Raw genomic sequence first — 15533 nt, 5'->3', positions numbered from 1 at the left:
TTTCGTGGATTACGAACCAGCGAGCGTCGCGAGCCTTGGAGCCAACTGGGCAGTCAAACCGGCAAGACCCTCGCCGTTGTTGAGGTAAGGGATATACCTGTGATGGCGGAGGTCGAACGGAACGTCTTCATGCGACTGCGTTATCGGCACGACATGTCGGCCCAGCATGTGCGCTATTCCGGCCTCGTAGAAGACATTGGGATTTTTTCCGGTGAAGTCGCAGACAACGATGTGTGAGCGGTATATCAATCCGAAGATATCTTGGATTAGTACCGAGTGGTTCCAGATATCGTCCGCTTTTTGGGCGTGAAGCCCGACATTCTGGGCCGCATTGTGTATGGCTCCGTAAACCCCGTGAAAGGGCGGCGAGAACGGCATCATGACGGCAACAAGCTTGCGGTCTATGGGTTGGTCTGGGACTTCGAAAAATTGGGGCCGCACCTGTATCGCGTCGCGAGGGCTTCTCTTCGGCCTGGAGTAGGGCGCTTGAGGGCTGATTTGCGTTCTGTCAATAATCCGTCGATCATGCAGCAGTCCTATAAGATCGACATTCTTGACGGCCCAATGTGTTCGATGCCCTTCGAATTCACGTTTGCCCATTCCGATATCGAGATTTGGAGCAAGCTCGATAACCATGGGGAAGGGGATTTCCGGGACGAAAGGATCAAAAGCAAACTTGATTTGCAGGTTGCGGCCAGCGGGTTTGATTTCTTCCAGCCAGCCAACTCTCGCACCCTTTTGGTTCGCACGCTCGTACCAGAACAGGGCGGGCAGCGACAGAAGAGTGTCGATTGCTGTCTCGTCGAGTTTATCGAACTGGAGGAGGATATCTTCGTCCGTGTATTCGCCGAAGCGGCCTTTTTCCAGTTCCCATGGAGATTGGTCAAAGGCGGTATCGAGGCCACTCATCAGCAAGTTATACATGCACAATGCCTGCGAGAATTCGTTGCGGAACGCCAATATGGCCGGACTAAATCCAAATTTAAAGTTGCAAGATGGGAAGGAGCCAATCATTCCCCGTTTTATTGTTTGGATTGAGTCAGGTAGTAGTGACGTGCCTCCTGGTATGATCTGAAATTTTCGCCAGTCGAAGCTTGGAAACGCGTCGGACAAAAAACAGGAGGAGCGGAGGGCGATGAAAATCGATCGCGGGGAAGGTGTTCTACCCACAACGTACAAGGGGGTAGATTACCGATCAAGAACCGAAGCCAGGTGGGGGGTGTTTTTCGATGTACTCGGTGTTTCCTTTCACTACGAGCCCGAGAAATTTACGCTCTCCGACGGGCAATGGTACCTACCGGATTTCTATGTCGATGATTGGCAAGCTTTCATCGAAGTCAAACCGGACAACGATGAAATCGTGACCGAAGAGGCGGCGAAGGCACGTCTCCTCTCAAAGGACGAACCGGACCTGAACGTCTGGATCGCAATGGGCGCTCCCCATCCGGCGGCCTCGCCGATTATCCTCCTCAAGGAGTGGAAACCAGACGTTCCAGTCGCGACAATTCTTGCAAGGCCTGAAAACAAGTATCGTATCCTTGAGGATCGCCGTGACGATGGCATCTACTGGCTTCAGGCGGATTGGGAACCTGGGGCGTTCGCAAGATCATTTGCAATCGGAGGGCCTGGCAGCTCCACGGATCACGACCGGTTACCAATGCTTCACCGAACCGTCGAGAAAGCCTTTGTAGCGGCCAGGCAGGCGTCCTGGAATTAAGCCAAAGTCTCTCAGCGGTAATCGGGGCGCTCGGGCTATGGTAATTCATGAGGCCGCGCAGGGGCCAGTGGTCACTCATTGAACCGCCGAACGCTTGTGGCATGATGCGATTACGGCGGAGGATTGGGATGGTGTTCGGCAGCAAACCAACAAGCGAGCTTGAGCGCGACATCGCCGCGCATAGGGAAGCCATCGAAAACCCGCCTTTCGATATCCATTTGCCTGATCCAAAACAGCCAGTCGACCTTGACGGGATGGGCTTCGGCGAGATTACGGACGGTGATCGTGAGTTTTTCGCGAGGACGACAGGCCTTGGGCAGTTATTGAACCGACTGATGGTCCGCTCGTCATGGGCCGTCGTCGAAAGCGACAAGGCTTTGGCAGAAAGATGGGCAGGACATATCGGCAAAGGAAACGTCGGTCGACATTTTGATTTGTATTTCAACGAGCTCAGGGCAGGGGCTCTCGTGATGGGAGCCGATGTCAACCTCGATGGCGTCCTTGACGATGTCAGGCTTAGCCTGACCTTCAAGTATCCGTTTCTCTATTGCTACGACGACATCTACGAAATGCTACGCTTACTTGTCGTTCAGATTGGCGATAACACCGCAGACGATTTCAGGAACCGAGACCTGGAAGTCGCGAAAGTTTTGCTTAGGACGCTGTGGAACATGAGGCACGACGAAGCCCATTGGTTCGCCTTCACCCAAGCCGGCCCCTGCACAAAGTTGTTTGGGAACCTGAAATGATCGGGAAAGCCGCTAGGCGGCACGACGCCGGAAGGTATGACGAATGGCAGTGACAGGAAAAGTGCCTGTGCCCAGCGCGAGGGTCTTATTCTCCTAAGTACCAAGAGTGATATGCTGATGTTGTTCTTTATTCTTTTTGTTTTGCCGTACATCGTCGGTTTCGTCGCGCTCGCTTTCTGGCGACAGGGGTGGACGCTTATGGCGGCAACTGTCGCAATGATTATTGTCTATTTGTTTTCCAGAGGATCAGGGGATGGCCCAGGCGCGTTCGCGGCGGATGCCGTTCCAGCTGTCCTCGCGGTTGGAATTGCAACCGGGTTAGTAACCAGCGTCATTGCCATGATGTCGAACTACCGACCCGGCTACATCGTAGCGGCAATGCTCCCTCTCGGATATATCGCTGGGTATATGGTAATCCGGTAACTCTGAAGCCCTCTGGGCTATCGCTACTGACGGCATCGCCAATACTGATTAGTGCATAATCCGGTCGATGCAGTTGCTTTCTGAAGTACGGGCCAATAGCCTCAGCTTATTCGTCAGGCGGACCAGACGAATAAGAACATGAGGCAGCCGAAACTGCCCGAAGAACCTCCAAGCGGTACTCAAGCCGCCCGCCATTTTTCCCTGTGAACCGAGCTTGCGTCGTTTCGGGCGTTGCTCATGGCTGTTTGGAGATGACATGAAATTCGCCCTCATAGACGGAATCCGTCAGGAAGCAACAACAGGTGTCCGCGGAACATGCCCTGGATGCGGGTCGCCGATGATTGCCAAGTGCGGTTTAAAGCGACTGCATCATTGGGCGCATGCAAGTACGGTGGTTTGCGATCGATGGTGGGAGGCCGAGACCGAATGGCATCGGGCATGGAAGAACCTGTTTCCGGCTGAGTGGCAGGAAATCCGCCATGTCGCGATTGATAGCGAGATTCATATCGCCGACGTGAAAACGGCAAGCGGTACCGTGGTCGAGTTCCAACATTCGGCGATCACGCCGCAGGAAAGGGTGTCCCGCGAGGCATTCTACAATGTCATGGTGTGGATCGTGGACGGCGCTCGGTTGAAACGCGATCTGCCGTCATTTCGAGACGCGCTCACCTATGCCCCTTCTGCCGACACTGAGGCCCGCGGTTGGCTACTATCGGATCGGACAACGGAAATCGTCGAACGATGGAGGGGAGGGAGCCGGCCGGTGTTCGTGGATTTCGGAGATGCCGTATTCCCGTTCTCATGGCTTTCTTCGACAGGAGTGGTGTGGTGGCTAAAGTACGTTCCTGGCGGTCGTGTGATCTCGACCCCCGTGCATCGGCAGAGCGTGATTGACCATCTGCTTACTGGCGCATCCATACGAGGTTTTCGTCGGCCGACGCCGCCCCTGCGTCGCCTACGATTTTAAAATCGGTAAACCATTGAATGCTGAAGGTAACGGTTAGGCCCCTGCATATCCTTTTCCGGGCTCTTTGCATCCTCTTTAGCCTGGCGGTCGCCGCGACGAATGCATTCACCCAAGAGGGCGTCATGATTCATCTCGGGAAAGATAGTCCAGTGCTGCGCATACCGTTCCATTCCTTGACGAGGAAGTAGGCACACGATAGCGCAAGGGTGCGACCCAGGCGAGCGAATTCAGACTCGGTAAATCCTACGGGGACATGAGAACCCGGGCTGACGAAGCGATAAACTCCAGCCAACCCCTTTTCTTGGTCCAGCGAAATGAATCCTGCCTCACGAAGCCCAGCGAGTGCCTCTCCCCATTTTGAGGATATGGTCGAGCCAGGCGGTGATATCTCGCGACCAATCGATTTTCCTGTTGTCTCGAGAGCCACGCGCGCGTTGTTCAGACATCCATTATTATCCCCGCCCAGAAAGGCTTTCGCGGAATCATCGATAAGCCGGAGAATCTCGTCGCTATCGGGAAGCTGCGACAGTCTAAGCTCCCTGGATAGGTCGTCTTCGACAGGGTGCGAACCCTCTATCGTCGGCTCGAGTGGCACGAATGGTGCAATCTCATGACCGTAGTCATCCACGGCCAACCAAATGCCATCGAGCTTCGCACAGAGGGTGAAATCCTCCCACCGCTCGTCGAACAAGCTTCTAGGCGAGACCGTGTGTCGGATCGACTGACGGGTGCGTGCCAATTCCTGCGCCAGTTCCCAGACTTGCGGTGGGGTTGCGGCCGATATCGCATCCGTTAAAGCGCGTAGCAGTGGGTAACCGGTATGATACCCATCGATGTCGTCCGTCGAGATGCCGTACTTCCGAAGGATGACGATGCACTCGTCTCGGCTCAAGACAGCGTCCATCAGCTGACATAGCGAAAGTCTTGAACGATGTCCGATGTCCATGCTGTTGCCTATGCCAGATGAACGGTTGGAATGGTTGTACTCTTGCCTCATCATCCAGGTCAACGAGCCTGCGGCGCGGGAGGATGAGGCCGCAACCCTGTTGGCGTCACGTCGGCTTCGCCATTGACGCTAGAGCTTCGGGGCCGCATTCCCGACATTCTTGGCTTTCGCCGCATCGATCCGTTTTCGGGCGTCGATGTTGTCCGCATCGAAATCCTGCTCCAAGTGCAGCTGGTCCATCATCTTCATGTTGAGTTCGGTCGCTAGGCCCGTCTCGTCTCCCCGGACGTCCAAGTCGATATAGATGCCGCACATGCTTGCGGATTGCTTTGCTTTCTTCGCCGTGAATTCGTCAAGGCCGACCGGGAAGTCGCTGATGCCGATGCAGCCCAATGGCGATTCCAGTTTTTCGGCCGTTGCGCCCTCGGCAGCGAATTTCCACGCTGCCCAGATGCCGCCGGTGGAACTCTTACCCGTTACTGAAGGCTCGCCGAATTTCTGAATGGCTGCTGCAAACACCGACTTGGTCGTCGGTCGTTGCGACGGCCTGAACTTCAACTCTCGGCGGACCGCAAACAGCTTGTTTCCCGACCCCAATCCTGTGAACGCGAATTGCATCCGCTCATGTTCCATATCATCCGGATTGGCGAGGTCGTTATACAGGGTCCTCCCATTTGCGACCCATTCAGTGCCTTCCGGCAACTTCCACTTCACAAACTCGTATTGCGCGTCTGGCCGGACTTCCTGGAATTTCGCGATGACCTGGTCGGCGCTCATACCCAGAGCCATTCCGTTGATGTCGATTTCGGCCGCCTGCGTCGCAGCCGCTCCTCCGAGGAGTATCGCGGCAATGGCGGTGAGAAACGTGATTTTCATGATGTCCCCGGTGTCTCTGTTGAGGTCTGAAATCGGTCGCATCGAAGTGCGCCCGAACGTGGAGACAATCCCTCATTCGAGTTTTGTTTTCGGCAATTTTTGACGGGGATTTCACCCTCTGCGCGAATTCAAGACACCACAGCAGGTAGCAAGGTTATCGATCATTAAATAGGGTCTGTTCCCAGAGTCGAGAACCGGGAGGGTAGCGATGGCCGTTGTTAATATCAGAATGGATACTCGAAATTCGGTAGCCGGGGCGCTGCTGCCGCAGGATATCGAACTAAACATTCTGGCGATCGAGCTGTTCTACTATGCCTGCGCATCCTGGCGTTCCAAGGGCTTCCGGAGGGCGGCCGATGACATAGGCGTATTGGTCGAAGTAGACCAGATTACATTCTCCAATCCGTTCGACATCTGGGCGTTCTTCAAAAGCATTCCGGTGGGCTTGGCTGTCGAAGTTCTCGACCGGACGCTGTATTACCGGACCGAAGTAGAGCGTCGGTCGGCCGAGGCTGCGAAAGTCCGTCAGAGCGTTATCTCGGACAAACTTGATAACCTTCGGAAGGCAAACGAAATTCGTAACGAGCTGCTTTCGGCCGGCACTGATCCCGAAGAGATTACCCATCTCCTTGCGCAGATTCTTTCCGATCAAGGGGCTACGCTTGAGGTGCGTGATGGCAGCCAGCGGAAACGATTACCATCGTCGCGCTGAAGCCAACCCGGTCAAGTCTGTCAGTCAGATCGAACGCGCGACGAGATCGTGGAGCGTTCTCGCTCCAGTCAGCGCCTTGAGGCGCTCGACGCGATGCTCCACTGTGCGTGGAGACAACTCAACCCGATGACCAATCTCCCGCATCTGCAAGCCTTCTCGAAGCAGCTGGAGGATTGCGAGATCGATGCCGTCGAGGTCCTTCGGTATTGCGGAAGGCCTCAAGATATAATTCACGACACCGAAGACGAGGCACCAGTCGCCTCCTGATTGCTCCGTCTTCCGCGGAAGCGACAACATCTCGAAGTTGGTTTGCATATTGTCGTGGCGCAGTGTTTCAGAGACGAGCGAAGGGCGACGGCCGGCGATCGCCTTCTGGATGGAAGGGTGAAGATGTCCGCCAGGCAACAACGGAAGTCGTGATTTCAAGACGTCAGGCACGTCTGCATAGCTCGTCGGGATGCTGTAATCGCGGACGAGGTTCACTCCAAACTCAGTAGAGCCGCTGTCGGCCACTTCAATGACGGCAAGCGCCATATTCGCGGAAAGCTGCTCGCCAACCAAATGGGAGAGTATGGCTGGCCGTTCGACCTCGCGGGAAATCCAGACGTCGATCAGCCGCTGGGCGAGCTCGCCGAAAGAAACGGACCTCATCGGCGGATGGTGTGCCGTAAAGTGTTTGCAGGCGTGGCCAGAAACGACCGTTTTTGTCATCGGTCGTCCGTGTTTTTGTCCCTTGCCTAAATCATTGCAACTATTCCCGGATTGTAATCATGCAGTTCCGCGCATCCGCCCGTCGAAAACGGTCGTTTCTGTCAACGCGCGGGAAATGGAATTCGATGACTAAAGTCGGTTATGCCCGGGTATCGACGCACGATCAGCGCATTGATCTTCAGCTCGCAGCGTTGCGCACGGTGTGCGACCGAGTTGTCGAGGACCAAGGTGTTTCGGGTTCGACCAACAAAAGACCTGGATTGATCTCCGTGTTGCGCTCGCTGAAACCCGGCGACACACTAGTCGTATGGAGGCTCGACAGGCTCGGTCGCTCGATCCAAGACCTAATTGGCATCATCGAAAGGCTTGGCAAACGGCAGGTAGATTTCCAGAGCCTGACCGAAAACATAGACACCACTTCCGCCGGCGGTCGCCTCGTTTTTCACCTGTTGGCCTCTATGGCAGAGTTCGAAAGGTGTTTGATCAGGGAACGAACCTGCGCGGGGCTTGAAGCCGCCCGTGCCCGTGGACAGCGCCTCGGTCGGCGACCGTCTCTAAATGAAGATCAGCGCCGCTCGGCCTACAACGCAGTGGTGTTGCAGGGAGAGGACGTCGACGAGGTCGCCAGACGATATCGGGTTCACCCCAGAACTCTGACCCGGCACCTTCGTCGCATGCGCTGATTACTGGAACAGCTGAATTAGGTTTCCGGGTGCGGCATTTGCGATGCCAAGGCTCTGGACTGCGAGCTGCTGCTGGGTCTGCAACGCCTTCAGCCTGCTCGCCGTGGTTTCCATGTCGGCATCCACCAGGCGGCCAACGCCGCTCGTCACGGAGTCGATCATCTTGCGGTTGAGGTCCTCGTACATCTCGAGGGATTTCTGCACCGTGCCGACGTACGCCATCTTGGATGTCAGCTGCTGGATTTTCTGGTCGATGCTCGCGACGACGTTGCTGTACAGCCCCTTGCGGTCCGATCCGAAGCGGACGACGTTGTTTTCGATCGACTGGAGAACATAGGTCTGGTCGACCGGGTAGGCCTCCGGATCACCGGTCGTCGGATTGGACACCGGAATGTTGTACCAGTAGATCGAGGCCGGCGTGAACGATCCCGGCGCGTCGATGATGTCGCTTCCGTCAAACAACGTCTTTTCCGGATTGAACTCACCCGGGAATGTTGTTGGAAAACTTCCGAAGTCGTCGTTGAGAAGCAGTGAATCCATGGCGTCGATGCCAAGGGTCTGGACCGTGCCGCCGACGTAGCCGACGGTGAAAGAGAAGACTTGTTGGCTGGCCTTATCGGCTTCGTTCTTGCCGTGATAGAGGAGATTCACGCCCGAGAACGATGAGGACAGCATTGCTGCCTTCGCCTGATCCTGGAGTTGCTGTATGCGCTGGTCGATCTTGTAGACGTCGGATTTCGCGTATTCCGGGTCGAGGCTGAATGTCGGCTTGACCACGTCCTTAAAGCCCGGCTGCGGCATGTCGGTCGCGGTGATGACGAGGTTCCTGATCTCGACGAAACTTTCGAGTACGTTTTCCATCCCGGCATAGGCGGTGTCCACCACGCCCTGAGCCAACCCGACGCTGTCGTTGACGACGTTCATGGCCTTCACGTCCGAGCGCATCGTGGTGGATATGGACCAGTAGGCTGCGTTGTCTGCCGCTGTCTTCACCCTGAGACCGGACGACATCTGCTGCGAGGTGTCGGTGAGCCGCCCACTGATCGAACGAAGCGTGCCCAGCGCCGCCATAGCGCCGTTGTTGGTAATGATGCTGCTCATGGTTCCCCGTGCGTCGGCCGGGCTCCTCATGAGCCAATTCCCGCATTCATGACGCTTGGAAAATCAGCGACGCGGGTTAACGGCTAGGCGAACGCGAGAGGGGGAAACTACCCTGGCACCCAAAAAATGTGACCTGAGCGGGTCGTGGATACAAAAAACACGGGAACGGCGTGTTCCGAGGCATTGGCAGTCACGGATTCGTCTGCCTATCATCCGCATATGGCCAAGAACATCACGCAGAATCAACTGACTGGTGAGATTGGGGAGGCGGCGGTCCGCCTGCGCTTCCTCAAAATCGGTTTCCAGTTCGACGTCCGCTCGCGGCTCGAAGCGGGCATCGACGCTATTGCGGAGGTGATGATCGAAGGACGGCCACTCGCCCACATGATTGCCGTTCAGGTCAAAGCAACGAAGACCGGGTTGTATCCGGGCGAAGACGACAACGGATTCCATTACCTCCTGAGGACGGAGGACCTCGATTACTGGCGAGGGAGCAACCTTCCGGTGATCATCGTCGTCTTCCGCGAGGCCGACGATAGTTTCTACTGGAAAGAAGTCCCGATCGGCGACGCCCCAGCCGAACGTCGATTGAATTTCAACAAGCGGGAAGATGTGCTTGACGCTTCGTCGGTAGATCGGCTCGCCGCCCTGACAGTTCCAAAAGCAGGCTTCGGATACTACGTCCCTCCGCTGGGAGGCGGCGAAGAGGGTTTGGTAAACATTCTCCCGATCGCTCTGCCGCGGGAAGTCTTCGTATCGACCACGCCCCACTCGCACAAGCAGGCGATCGCGATACTACTCGATGACGACGAGCCAGCGCGGTTCGACTGGATAATCAAGGGCGGCGCGTTCTGGTCCTTCCACGACCCGAGAACGACGGTATGCAGTAAGATCGTCGACCTCGACCAGGTCGAGGCTATCGATGTCGAACATCTGGCCTATCACGACGACGAAGATGAAAGGAACACATTCGCCCATCTCCTGCGGAAGACGCTGGATCAGCAGGTGCGGGCAGAACTCGCCTGGAACAAGGATCGGAAGCTCTTCTATTTCCGGGCAAGGGCGCAGAATGAGAGCCGGATTTTCAAATACCAATCGTCGAAGAAGAACACCGAGGCAGAGGTCGTCAATGTTGCCTTGAACAAGATCGATAAGACGAGGGTCGAATTCGTTCGCCACCACGCCTTCGTGCCGCGATTTGAAAGCTTCTTCACCGAATGGTTCTTGGTGATCGAGCCCACCTATTTCTTCACAACGAACGGCTTTACCCCGCATTCCTACCCCGACGCGCTGCTTTCCGGAAAGAAACGGCTGGACAACAGCTCGGCACTCCGCGGGCAGGTGATCATGTGGCATCGGTTCCTGGCCAGCCTGGAACCCAAAACGGGCGACCTCTTTGCCGAGAGGGCCGACGAGCCACGCATTTCGTTCGGAGAACCGCCTTCGATCGCGTTGCCGACGCGGGTCCCCGAAGACGTCTGGGGAAGCCAGAAGAAGGCCGATGGCGACGATGAAGAGGACCTGCTCAATTGGGCCTGAAATTCGAGACAACGATATTCGAAGAGCCACAACTGGAATTCGGCGACAGGTATCAGAACCCCGATCCCCGGCGCGGGCTGTACATGGCCGGCCCACTGCAGACGCCTGTTGGTGACGTCCTGAAAATCGCTGTCGTTGGCAGCTCCAAGACGGTGGAGGATACGGCGAAATTCCTGGCCGCCGCCTCTGTGGGCTTTACCGGAAAGACCGACAAGCACCCGAACATGCATCCCGATTTCCCCGGGCTCGGCAATCAGAACCCCTTCCGCTGCAAGTTCGAGATTGCGGATGGGGCCACGGCGACTGTGACCCAATCCAAGATCGACCGAATTCGGAAAGAACCGGATCATCAGAAGGCGGTCGAAATGGCCGTCGAGGAGATTTATCAGCAACTCCTCGCGATCGACGAAAGCAGCAATCGACCGAACGTGGCCATTGTAGCGCTTCCGGTCAGCCTTATCGAGCGCGTCTGGAACGCCAAAGTCGATGGCGGTGGCACCGTCGAAAGGGAGGACAGCAGCGGTTCCGACGCACCGAATTTCCGTGGCATGCTGAAAGCCCGGACGATGCATCTGAGTTTCCCGATCCAGATCGTGTGGGAGGATGCCCTGGACGAGAAGACTATCATTCCCCGGAAGGTCAAGGAGAGCAGCGCGCGCAAAATCCAAGACGAGGCAGACCGGACCTGGAATCTTCTGACGTCCCTTTATTACAAAGGGTCCGGCCGCATTCCCTGGAGGCGAATGCCACAGGAGGGCGAGTTTTCCGCATGCTACATCGGAATCAGCTTTTACCGTGAAGCTGGGGGGCAGCAGCTCTTCACCAGCGCGGCCCAGATGTTCGACGAGCGGGGCCGGGGATTCATCCTGAAAGGCCGTCGCGCTCAGACGGAGACCCGTGGCAGGCATCCGTATATGACGCACGAGGACTCTCGAGACCTCGTGCAGGAAGTGCTAACCGCCTACAAGAACCATCATCGGCACTACCCGGCCCGTGTTGCCGTCCTGAAGACCTCGCGTTTCCGCGACGAGGAAGCGGACGGAATCGTGGAGGCGCTCGACTCTGCGGGCACGGAGATGAAGGACCTCGTATGGGTCCAGGAATCCTCGTCGGTGAAAGTCCTACGCGACGGGAACTATCCCGTGATGCGCGGCACCTTTGTCGAACTCGACGGGAAGGGGCTTCTCTATACGAACGGGAGCATTCCCTACTATGGAACCTATCCGGGCCAGTATGACCCGAGGCCGCTGCTGCTATGTCCGCACAAGAGCAGCGACAGCACCGTCGCGCAGATCGCCAAGGAGGTGCTGTCGATGACAAAGATCAACTGGAATTCGACCCAGATGAACCAGAAGCTGCCCATTCCTATCCGGGCTGCCCGAAAGGTTGGTGAGGTTCTAAAATACGTCGGCGATGGAAAGGTCAGTTCCGACTACACGCGATATATGTGACCGCTTCTATAGGCCAGTGTGCTCCCTGTAGGCGATCGCGGAGATTCGTGCTTCAAATGACGCTCTACCGCGAAGCGCCTTTTACATTTCGAAACGACGAATTAGTGTGGGGGAGCGGAATCGAACCGCTCAGCGGGACTTCCGGCCAACCTCGGCTTTCAGACATCATCTTGTCGATGGCGTGGCTGCTCGCCCACCTTGGCCCCACAGTACCGCTAGAGCATCCAATCCAGTTCTGAGCGCTGCCTTCATGAACCCCTCCGTTCGCAAATCAAGGTTGAGAAACCAGTCAATGCAGAGCCAGATGGGGAACAGCCACGCCCCGACATCTCCGATGGTGAAACCCAAGGTCACTAACGCCGAACCCTGAATTCGATACTTCAATTACGAATTTTCTGGATGCGCGCGCAATACCTTTCAGCGTGACCTGAAGAAAATCGATATCAGCGATAAGGCGGAGACTCTATCCCGCGAGGCATCGCGAAATGAACCGGCTGACAAACATGCAGAGCCACCGTAGGGTTGCGCCTTCAATCCGGGGTGGGGCTATGGTTGGTTTAAGGATCATCAGAATACTGGATGCTAGTGACGAGTCTGAATGGCCTGGTGGGGTCATTCTGGAGGACACCGATGATTTCGTTACTGTCGACCTCGGGGAGGAGATCGCGTTTCAAAATGCTGAGGGCCGGCTGTTAATCCAGAAAGACTACCGGGTCGATGGGATTGTCTGGCAGGTACATAAGACCGACGCTGACCCGTTCCCTTCTCGTCCCCATGCACATTGTGTTAGCGGACCCTCACGATACGTCGGCACCAAACTTCACCTCGGCAGCAGGGAGCTCTTCGCTGGAGCCAAGTCTCTTGGGTTATTTTTGCCGAAAAAGCCGTTTGATCGTCTGATCAAACTCATTCAGCCGAAGTTTCCGACTATCAAGCTGCCGCTTCCAGTATAATCGGTTCGGACCCTTGAGGGGCTTTCCGCCGGCCGTAGTCTCTCCCAAAATATTCGATATCAAGATCGAGGGAGCGCCATGGTTTCAACTGAGGCAGAGCAGCGAAGGGAACGTGCGGTCATCCGCCTCATAACGGGGTCGGTAGCGATGGGGCACCTGCAGCTCGCGAAGCATTGGCTTGTGAAGAAGGCCGATGTTCTCGGTAGTCTTCAACTGCCAGAGTGCCGCGCTGAATTTGAGCGTTGTTCAGGCGACATCGCAAGAATGGAAGAAATCGAGGCGGTTCATGGCATGGGGTCCGCTCTTGTCCTAGACGACCCTTCGATTGTCGCCTTGATGGAACATTCCTTGATTCCAGAGGAGATCATCATGCGTGCGAGGAGCACCGGGCAGCTATTTTCTCCATCCTGTTGAACTTGAATTCGTGACAGTTTCGTCCGCCATAAAACCCTTAAAGTCGAGCCAAGGTCCGTCCGCGTCCTCGAAGGAGCCTATAGCGAATTTCACGCCATCGTCTTGAGATATGACCGCAGTGGTCGGCGGAAGATCGAGCTCTGCAATTGCGTCGACCTCGGACACAATTTCCAAAGCTGCTGCCTCATCTATTGACGCTAGATGCCCCAAAATGTTCGCTAGTCCGTCGGCATCCATGCCTTCCAGGACTTGTCCGTATCTGGTCCGCACCCAATAAACTAGATGAGGCTTTCCATTGATCTGCAATTGCTCGGTTCCGTCTGGACGGCGGATCAAGATACAAGCGGAATTTTTATCGATTTCAACTACAATTGCGGTCATTGCCGGCTTTCCACTGTCGATTCAAGGGGCGCTGAGACGACGGCAGACACTTCGCACTTAGTCGCGGAAGCAGCTGCTTGGTCTTCAAGAACCCGGGCATATGGTCATGGCTGTTCGCCTGCGGTCCTCCCCTTGCGTCCGACAACCAGTTCGAAGCAAGTTCCAGATGCGACATATATCCGTGAAAACAATGATTTAATTTGTGGTTGTAGAGTTGGTCAAGGGTATTTGACGTAAGGGACATACTTGAGCAAAGGTATGTGAGGAAACAGCCAGACGTACGTGACGCTTCCGCAGGAAAAGCTCTATGATTTCAATAGGGAAGTTGTCAGAGGTTTATGACGAACCACATCTGAAATGACGTCCGCAACAAACGTCTGAGATTCGCAAACTACTTTTTCTCACGCTCATCCGATGGGCGAGATAAACGAAGTTTGGCTGATGCGGGATCATTTCGACAAAAGGTGAGGGCGCAGGACGCCAAAATTCGGCCTTTTGAGTTGGTTTTCGAGTGGAGTTGATCACGTTTTTACGCAAATCCAACCGACAGTTTAAGCCTGCGTTAACAAAAAGGCCCCGCGAGGGATCGCGGGCGCGGCTTTTTATCTTGTGCGGCCATGAAACGAATCATGTTTCAGTGCCTTATAGAGGCCTGATGAATCATCGCATTCACTCTCACCCGCCCGTTTGGCAGGCGAGACACCAATTCGCAGACCGCTCATTTACCAGAGCGATCGAACACTGGGTTCCAGTCGGCTTTCATGTCCACTAAAACCCATTGCCGGCGGACGGCCTCGTAGGACGACAGGCCAAAGAGCGAAGCCGAGAAGCAGCGTCACCCAGCCGCCTACGGTCACGGCCTGCGCCCAAGGGTGATTGCGTTTCTTGGCGATCATGCCCGGCAGCATTACGAGGAATACGACGACGGCGACGGTGCTCGCCACCAGGACTAACAAGGCGATCCATGCAAAGACGCCGATCGTGCCGTCTACCCCTTGTTGGGAACCGCTAGCACCGGAGTGTTCACCCAGCCTTCGATGAACGCAGAACTGGGTCGGCGATATAAGCGCGTTACGGCAACATTGATCGCGCTCGGGCGTTTTCGTGGCCAATGTTACCGTAACGTACTCCCTGTCACATCGCGTTCATGCATAATCCGTCGATCCCGTTGAACGCACCGCAGCGAATGGAACGGGCGAAAGATCGGGGACGATAGCGCGCACATGCAGCAGCGACTTCACCAGCGTGGCCTTCTTCGACTGATGCTCAAGCTGCCCGCAATCCGCGGGGAGCTGCAGGTGCGCGTCGGTCATGGAGAAACGCTCAACGGTCTCTGTGCCAATTATGAAGAGGCGTGTGTGGCGCTCGAGCGCTTCAAGGCCAGCAAACGTCCGGAGGAGCGTGCCGTGATCGAGGAATACGAAACCCTCTGTTCGAATATCGAATCCGACATCATCCTCATCTGTCTCCAAGACAGGTCGATGCCTCGCAAATAGTGCGAAGCCATGCCCCCACCGCGGTACCAATTATCGAAACTTCCCTTGCGGGTTGTCGGCTTATGAATAATAACTCGATCTGCTCATGTAGCGATTGATGATACATGGGGAGGCGACCATGGACTCAGACAGCGTACCGCAGCTGACGCGTCAGGCGGATATCGCCGAGGCAAAGGCGGAGCTTGCCTGGCGGACGATAGGTTCCAGTCCACCGACCGGAACAAGGCCTTTCTCAGTTACATTTGCCGGGAGCATTTCGAAGGTCGCGAGGCCGGGATCAAGGCATATACCATCGCAGTGGACGTCTTCGGGCGGTCTGCCAGCTTCAACGGCAGTATCGATCCCATCGTTCGTATCGAGGCGAACCGACTGCGAAACAGCCTCGATCATTATTATCAGGCGTACGGAGAGGTC

18 protein-coding genes are annotated in these 15533 nt (G+C 55.9%); 11 read left to right on the top strand and 7 right to left on the bottom strand.

The genetic code is table 11. From position 1 onward, the window contains the following. Positions 1-9: 9 nt before the first annotated feature. A complete protein-coding gene (locus HJB84_RS33430; protein ID WP_259671011.1) occupies positions 10-924 on the bottom strand; it encodes a hypothetical protein in 915 nt (304 codons plus the stop codon). Between the two features lie 211 nt (positions 925-1135). Between HJB84_RS33430 and HJB84_RS02675 the strand changes: the two genes are divergently transcribed. The 4 genes from HJB84_RS02675 (at position 1136) to HJB84_RS02660 (ending at position 3856) form a co-directional block, all read left to right on the top strand. Continuing rightward, on the top strand, positions 1136-1717 hold the full coding sequence (locus tag HJB84_RS02675; protein WP_221115215.1) for a hypothetical protein: 582 nt from the start codon (positions 1136-1138) through the stop codon (positions 1715-1717). A gap of 128 nt (positions 1718-1845) precedes the next feature. Then, on the top strand, positions 1846-2466 hold the full coding sequence (locus HJB84_RS02670; protein WP_221115214.1) for a hypothetical protein: 621 nt from the start codon (positions 1846-1848) through the stop codon (positions 2464-2466). Positions 2467-2577: 111 nt separating this feature from the next. Beyond that, on the top strand, positions 2578-2889 hold the full coding sequence (locus tag HJB84_RS02665; protein ID WP_221115213.1) for a hypothetical protein: 312 nt from the start codon (positions 2578-2580) through the stop codon (positions 2887-2889). A gap of 256 nt (positions 2890-3145) precedes the next feature. Next, positions 3146-3856 (top strand): competence protein CoiA, encoded by a 711-nt coding sequence (locus HJB84_RS02660; protein ID WP_221115212.1) that lies wholly within the window; start codon positions 3146-3148, stop codon positions 3854-3856. Between the two features lie 127 nt (positions 3857-3983). Here HJB84_RS02660 and HJB84_RS02655 read toward each other — a convergent pair whose 3' ends face one another. Both HJB84_RS02655 and HJB84_RS02650 read right to left on the bottom strand, forming a co-directional pair. Continuing rightward, positions 3984-4802, bottom strand: coding sequence for a hypothetical protein (locus HJB84_RS02655; protein ID WP_221115211.1), 819 nt, complete (start codon positions 4800-4802; stop codon positions 3984-3986). Positions 4803-4931: 129 nt separating this feature from the next. Continuing rightward, positions 4932-5678, bottom strand: a complete 747-nt coding sequence (locus HJB84_RS02650; RefSeq protein WP_221115210.1) for a hypothetical protein — start codon at positions 5676-5678, stop codon at positions 4932-4934. A 208-nt stretch (positions 5679-5886) separates the two neighbouring features. On the opposite strand from HJB84_RS02650, the gene HJB84_RS02645 reads away from it, so the two are divergent. Next, complete coding sequence (locus HJB84_RS02645; protein ID WP_221115209.1) at positions 5887-6390, top strand: hypothetical protein; 504 nt, start codon at positions 5887-5889, stop codon at positions 6388-6390. 24 nt (positions 6391-6414) lie between these two features. Here the strand turns inward: HJB84_RS02645 and HJB84_RS02640 are convergent, their stop codons facing one another. Next, positions 6415-7101: a winged helix-turn-helix transcriptional regulator gene (locus tag HJB84_RS02640; RefSeq protein WP_221115208.1), complete on the bottom strand. Its 687-nt coding sequence runs from the start codon at positions 7099-7101 to the stop codon at positions 6415-6417. 125 nt (positions 7102-7226) lie between these two features. On the opposite strand from HJB84_RS02640, the gene HJB84_RS02635 reads away from it, so the two are divergent. Continuing rightward, positions 7227-7784 (top strand): recombinase family protein, encoded by a 558-nt coding sequence (locus HJB84_RS02635; protein ID WP_221115362.1) that lies wholly within the window; start codon positions 7227-7229, stop codon positions 7782-7784. Here the strand turns inward: HJB84_RS02635 and HJB84_RS02630 are convergent, their stop codons facing one another. After that, a complete protein-coding gene (locus HJB84_RS02630; RefSeq protein WP_259671010.1) occupies positions 7785-8885 on the bottom strand; it encodes a flagellin in 1101 nt (366 codons plus the stop codon). A gap of 144 nt (positions 8886-9029) precedes the next feature. On the opposite strand from HJB84_RS02630, the gene HJB84_RS02625 reads away from it, so the two are divergent. From HJB84_RS02625 to HJB84_RS02610, 4 genes are all read left to right on the top strand, one after another. Continuing rightward, the gene (locus tag HJB84_RS02625; RefSeq protein WP_311044987.1) at positions 9030-10424 is read left to right on the top strand and encodes a DUF4365 domain-containing protein; all 1395 of its coding nucleotides are present in this window, start codon (positions 9030-9032) and stop codon (positions 10422-10424) included. After that, positions 10421-11875 (top strand): hypothetical protein, encoded by a 1455-nt coding sequence (locus HJB84_RS02620; RefSeq protein ID WP_221115361.1) that lies wholly within the window; start codon positions 10421-10423, stop codon positions 11873-11875. The genes HJB84_RS02625 and HJB84_RS02620 overlap by 4 nt, the downstream gene beginning before the upstream one ends. Positions 11876-12360: 485 nt before the next feature. Beyond that, the gene (locus HJB84_RS02615) at positions 12361-12828 is read left to right on the top strand and encodes a hypothetical protein (protein ID WP_221115206.1); all 468 of its coding nucleotides are present in this window, start codon (positions 12361-12363) and stop codon (positions 12826-12828) included. Between the two features lie 78 nt (positions 12829-12906). Beyond that, entirely contained in the window at positions 12907-13242 is a 336-nt protein-coding gene (locus HJB84_RS02610; RefSeq protein ID WP_221115205.1) for a hypothetical protein, read from the top strand. Here the strand turns inward: HJB84_RS02610 and HJB84_RS02605 are convergent. Next, positions 13222-13623: a hypothetical protein gene (locus HJB84_RS02605; RefSeq protein WP_221115204.1), complete on the bottom strand. Its 402-nt coding sequence runs from the start codon at positions 13621-13623 to the stop codon at positions 13222-13224. The two genes, HJB84_RS02610 and HJB84_RS02605, sit on opposite strands and share 21 nt — an antisense overlap. A 722-nt stretch (positions 13624-14345) precedes the next feature. Beyond that, a complete protein-coding gene (locus HJB84_RS02600; protein ID WP_221115359.1) occupies positions 14346-14603 on the bottom strand; it encodes a DUF3302 domain-containing protein in 258 nt (85 codons plus the stop codon). A 243-nt stretch (positions 14604-14846) separates the two neighbouring features. On the opposite strand from HJB84_RS02600, the gene HJB84_RS02595 reads away from it, so the two are divergent. Further along, a complete protein-coding gene (locus tag HJB84_RS02595; protein ID WP_221115203.1) occupies positions 14847-15119 on the top strand; it encodes a hypothetical protein in 273 nt (90 codons plus the stop codon). The last annotated feature ends 414 nt before the right edge of the window (positions 15120-15533 follow it).

The organism is Rhizobium sp. NZLR1b (assembly GCF_019685155.1).
In the GTDB taxonomy this organism is placed as follows: Bacteria; Pseudomonadota; Alphaproteobacteria; order Rhizobiales; family Rhizobiaceae; genus Rhizobium.
The sequence above is the reverse complement of the archived record's forward strand: the minus strand, read 5'-3'. Positions and strand labels throughout refer to the sequence as shown.

Coding starts and splice junctions, on each gene's coding strand:
- HJB84_RS02675 (WP_221115215.1), top strand. CDS start 1,136: ATGAAAATCGATCGCGGGGAAGGTGTTCTACCCACAACGTACAAGGGG.
- HJB84_RS02655 (WP_221115211.1), bottom strand. CDS start 4,802: ATGGACATCGGACATCGTTCAAGACTTTCGCTATGTCAGCTGATGGAC.
- HJB84_RS02635 (WP_221115362.1), top strand. CDS start 7,227: ATGACTAAAGTCGGTTATGCCCGGGTATCGACGCACGATCAGCGCATT.
- HJB84_RS02595 (WP_221115203.1), top strand. CDS start 14,847: ATGCAGCAGCGACTTCACCAGCGTGGCCTTCTTCGACTGATGCTCAAG.
- HJB84_RS02605 (WP_221115204.1), bottom strand. CDS start 13,623: ATGACCGCAATTGTAGTTGAAATCGATAAAAATTCCGCTTGTATCTTG.
- HJB84_RS02650 (WP_221115210.1), bottom strand. CDS start 5,678: ATGAAAATCACGTTTCTCACCGCCATTGCCGCGATACTCCTCGGAGGA.
- HJB84_RS02660 (WP_221115212.1), top strand. CDS start 3,146: ATGAAATTCGCCCTCATAGACGGAATCCGTCAGGAAGCAACAACAGGT.
- HJB84_RS02615 (WP_221115206.1), top strand. CDS start 12,361: ATGAACCGGCTGACAAACATGCAGAGCCACCGTAGGGTTGCGCCTTCA.
- HJB84_RS02630 (WP_259671010.1), bottom strand. CDS start 8,885: ATGAGCAGCATCATTACCAACAACGGCGCTATGGCGGCGCTGGGCACG.
- HJB84_RS02610 (WP_221115205.1), top strand. CDS start 12,907: ATGGTTTCAACTGAGGCAGAGCAGCGAAGGGAACGTGCGGTCATCCGC.
- HJB84_RS33430 (WP_259671011.1), bottom strand. CDS start 924: ATGTATAACTTGCTGATGAGTGGCCTCGATACCGCCTTTGACCAATCT.
- HJB84_RS02640 (WP_221115208.1), bottom strand. CDS start 7,101: ATGACAAAAACGGTCGTTTCTGGCCACGCCTGCAAACACTTTACGGCA.
- HJB84_RS02665 (WP_221115213.1), top strand. CDS start 2,578: ATGCTGATGTTGTTCTTTATTCTTTTTGTTTTGCCGTACATCGTCGGT.
- HJB84_RS02645 (WP_221115209.1), top strand. CDS start 5,887: ATGGCCGTTGTTAATATCAGAATGGATACTCGAAATTCGGTAGCCGGG.
- HJB84_RS02670 (WP_221115214.1), top strand. CDS start 1,846: ATGGTGTTCGGCAGCAAACCAACAAGCGAGCTTGAGCGCGACATCGCC.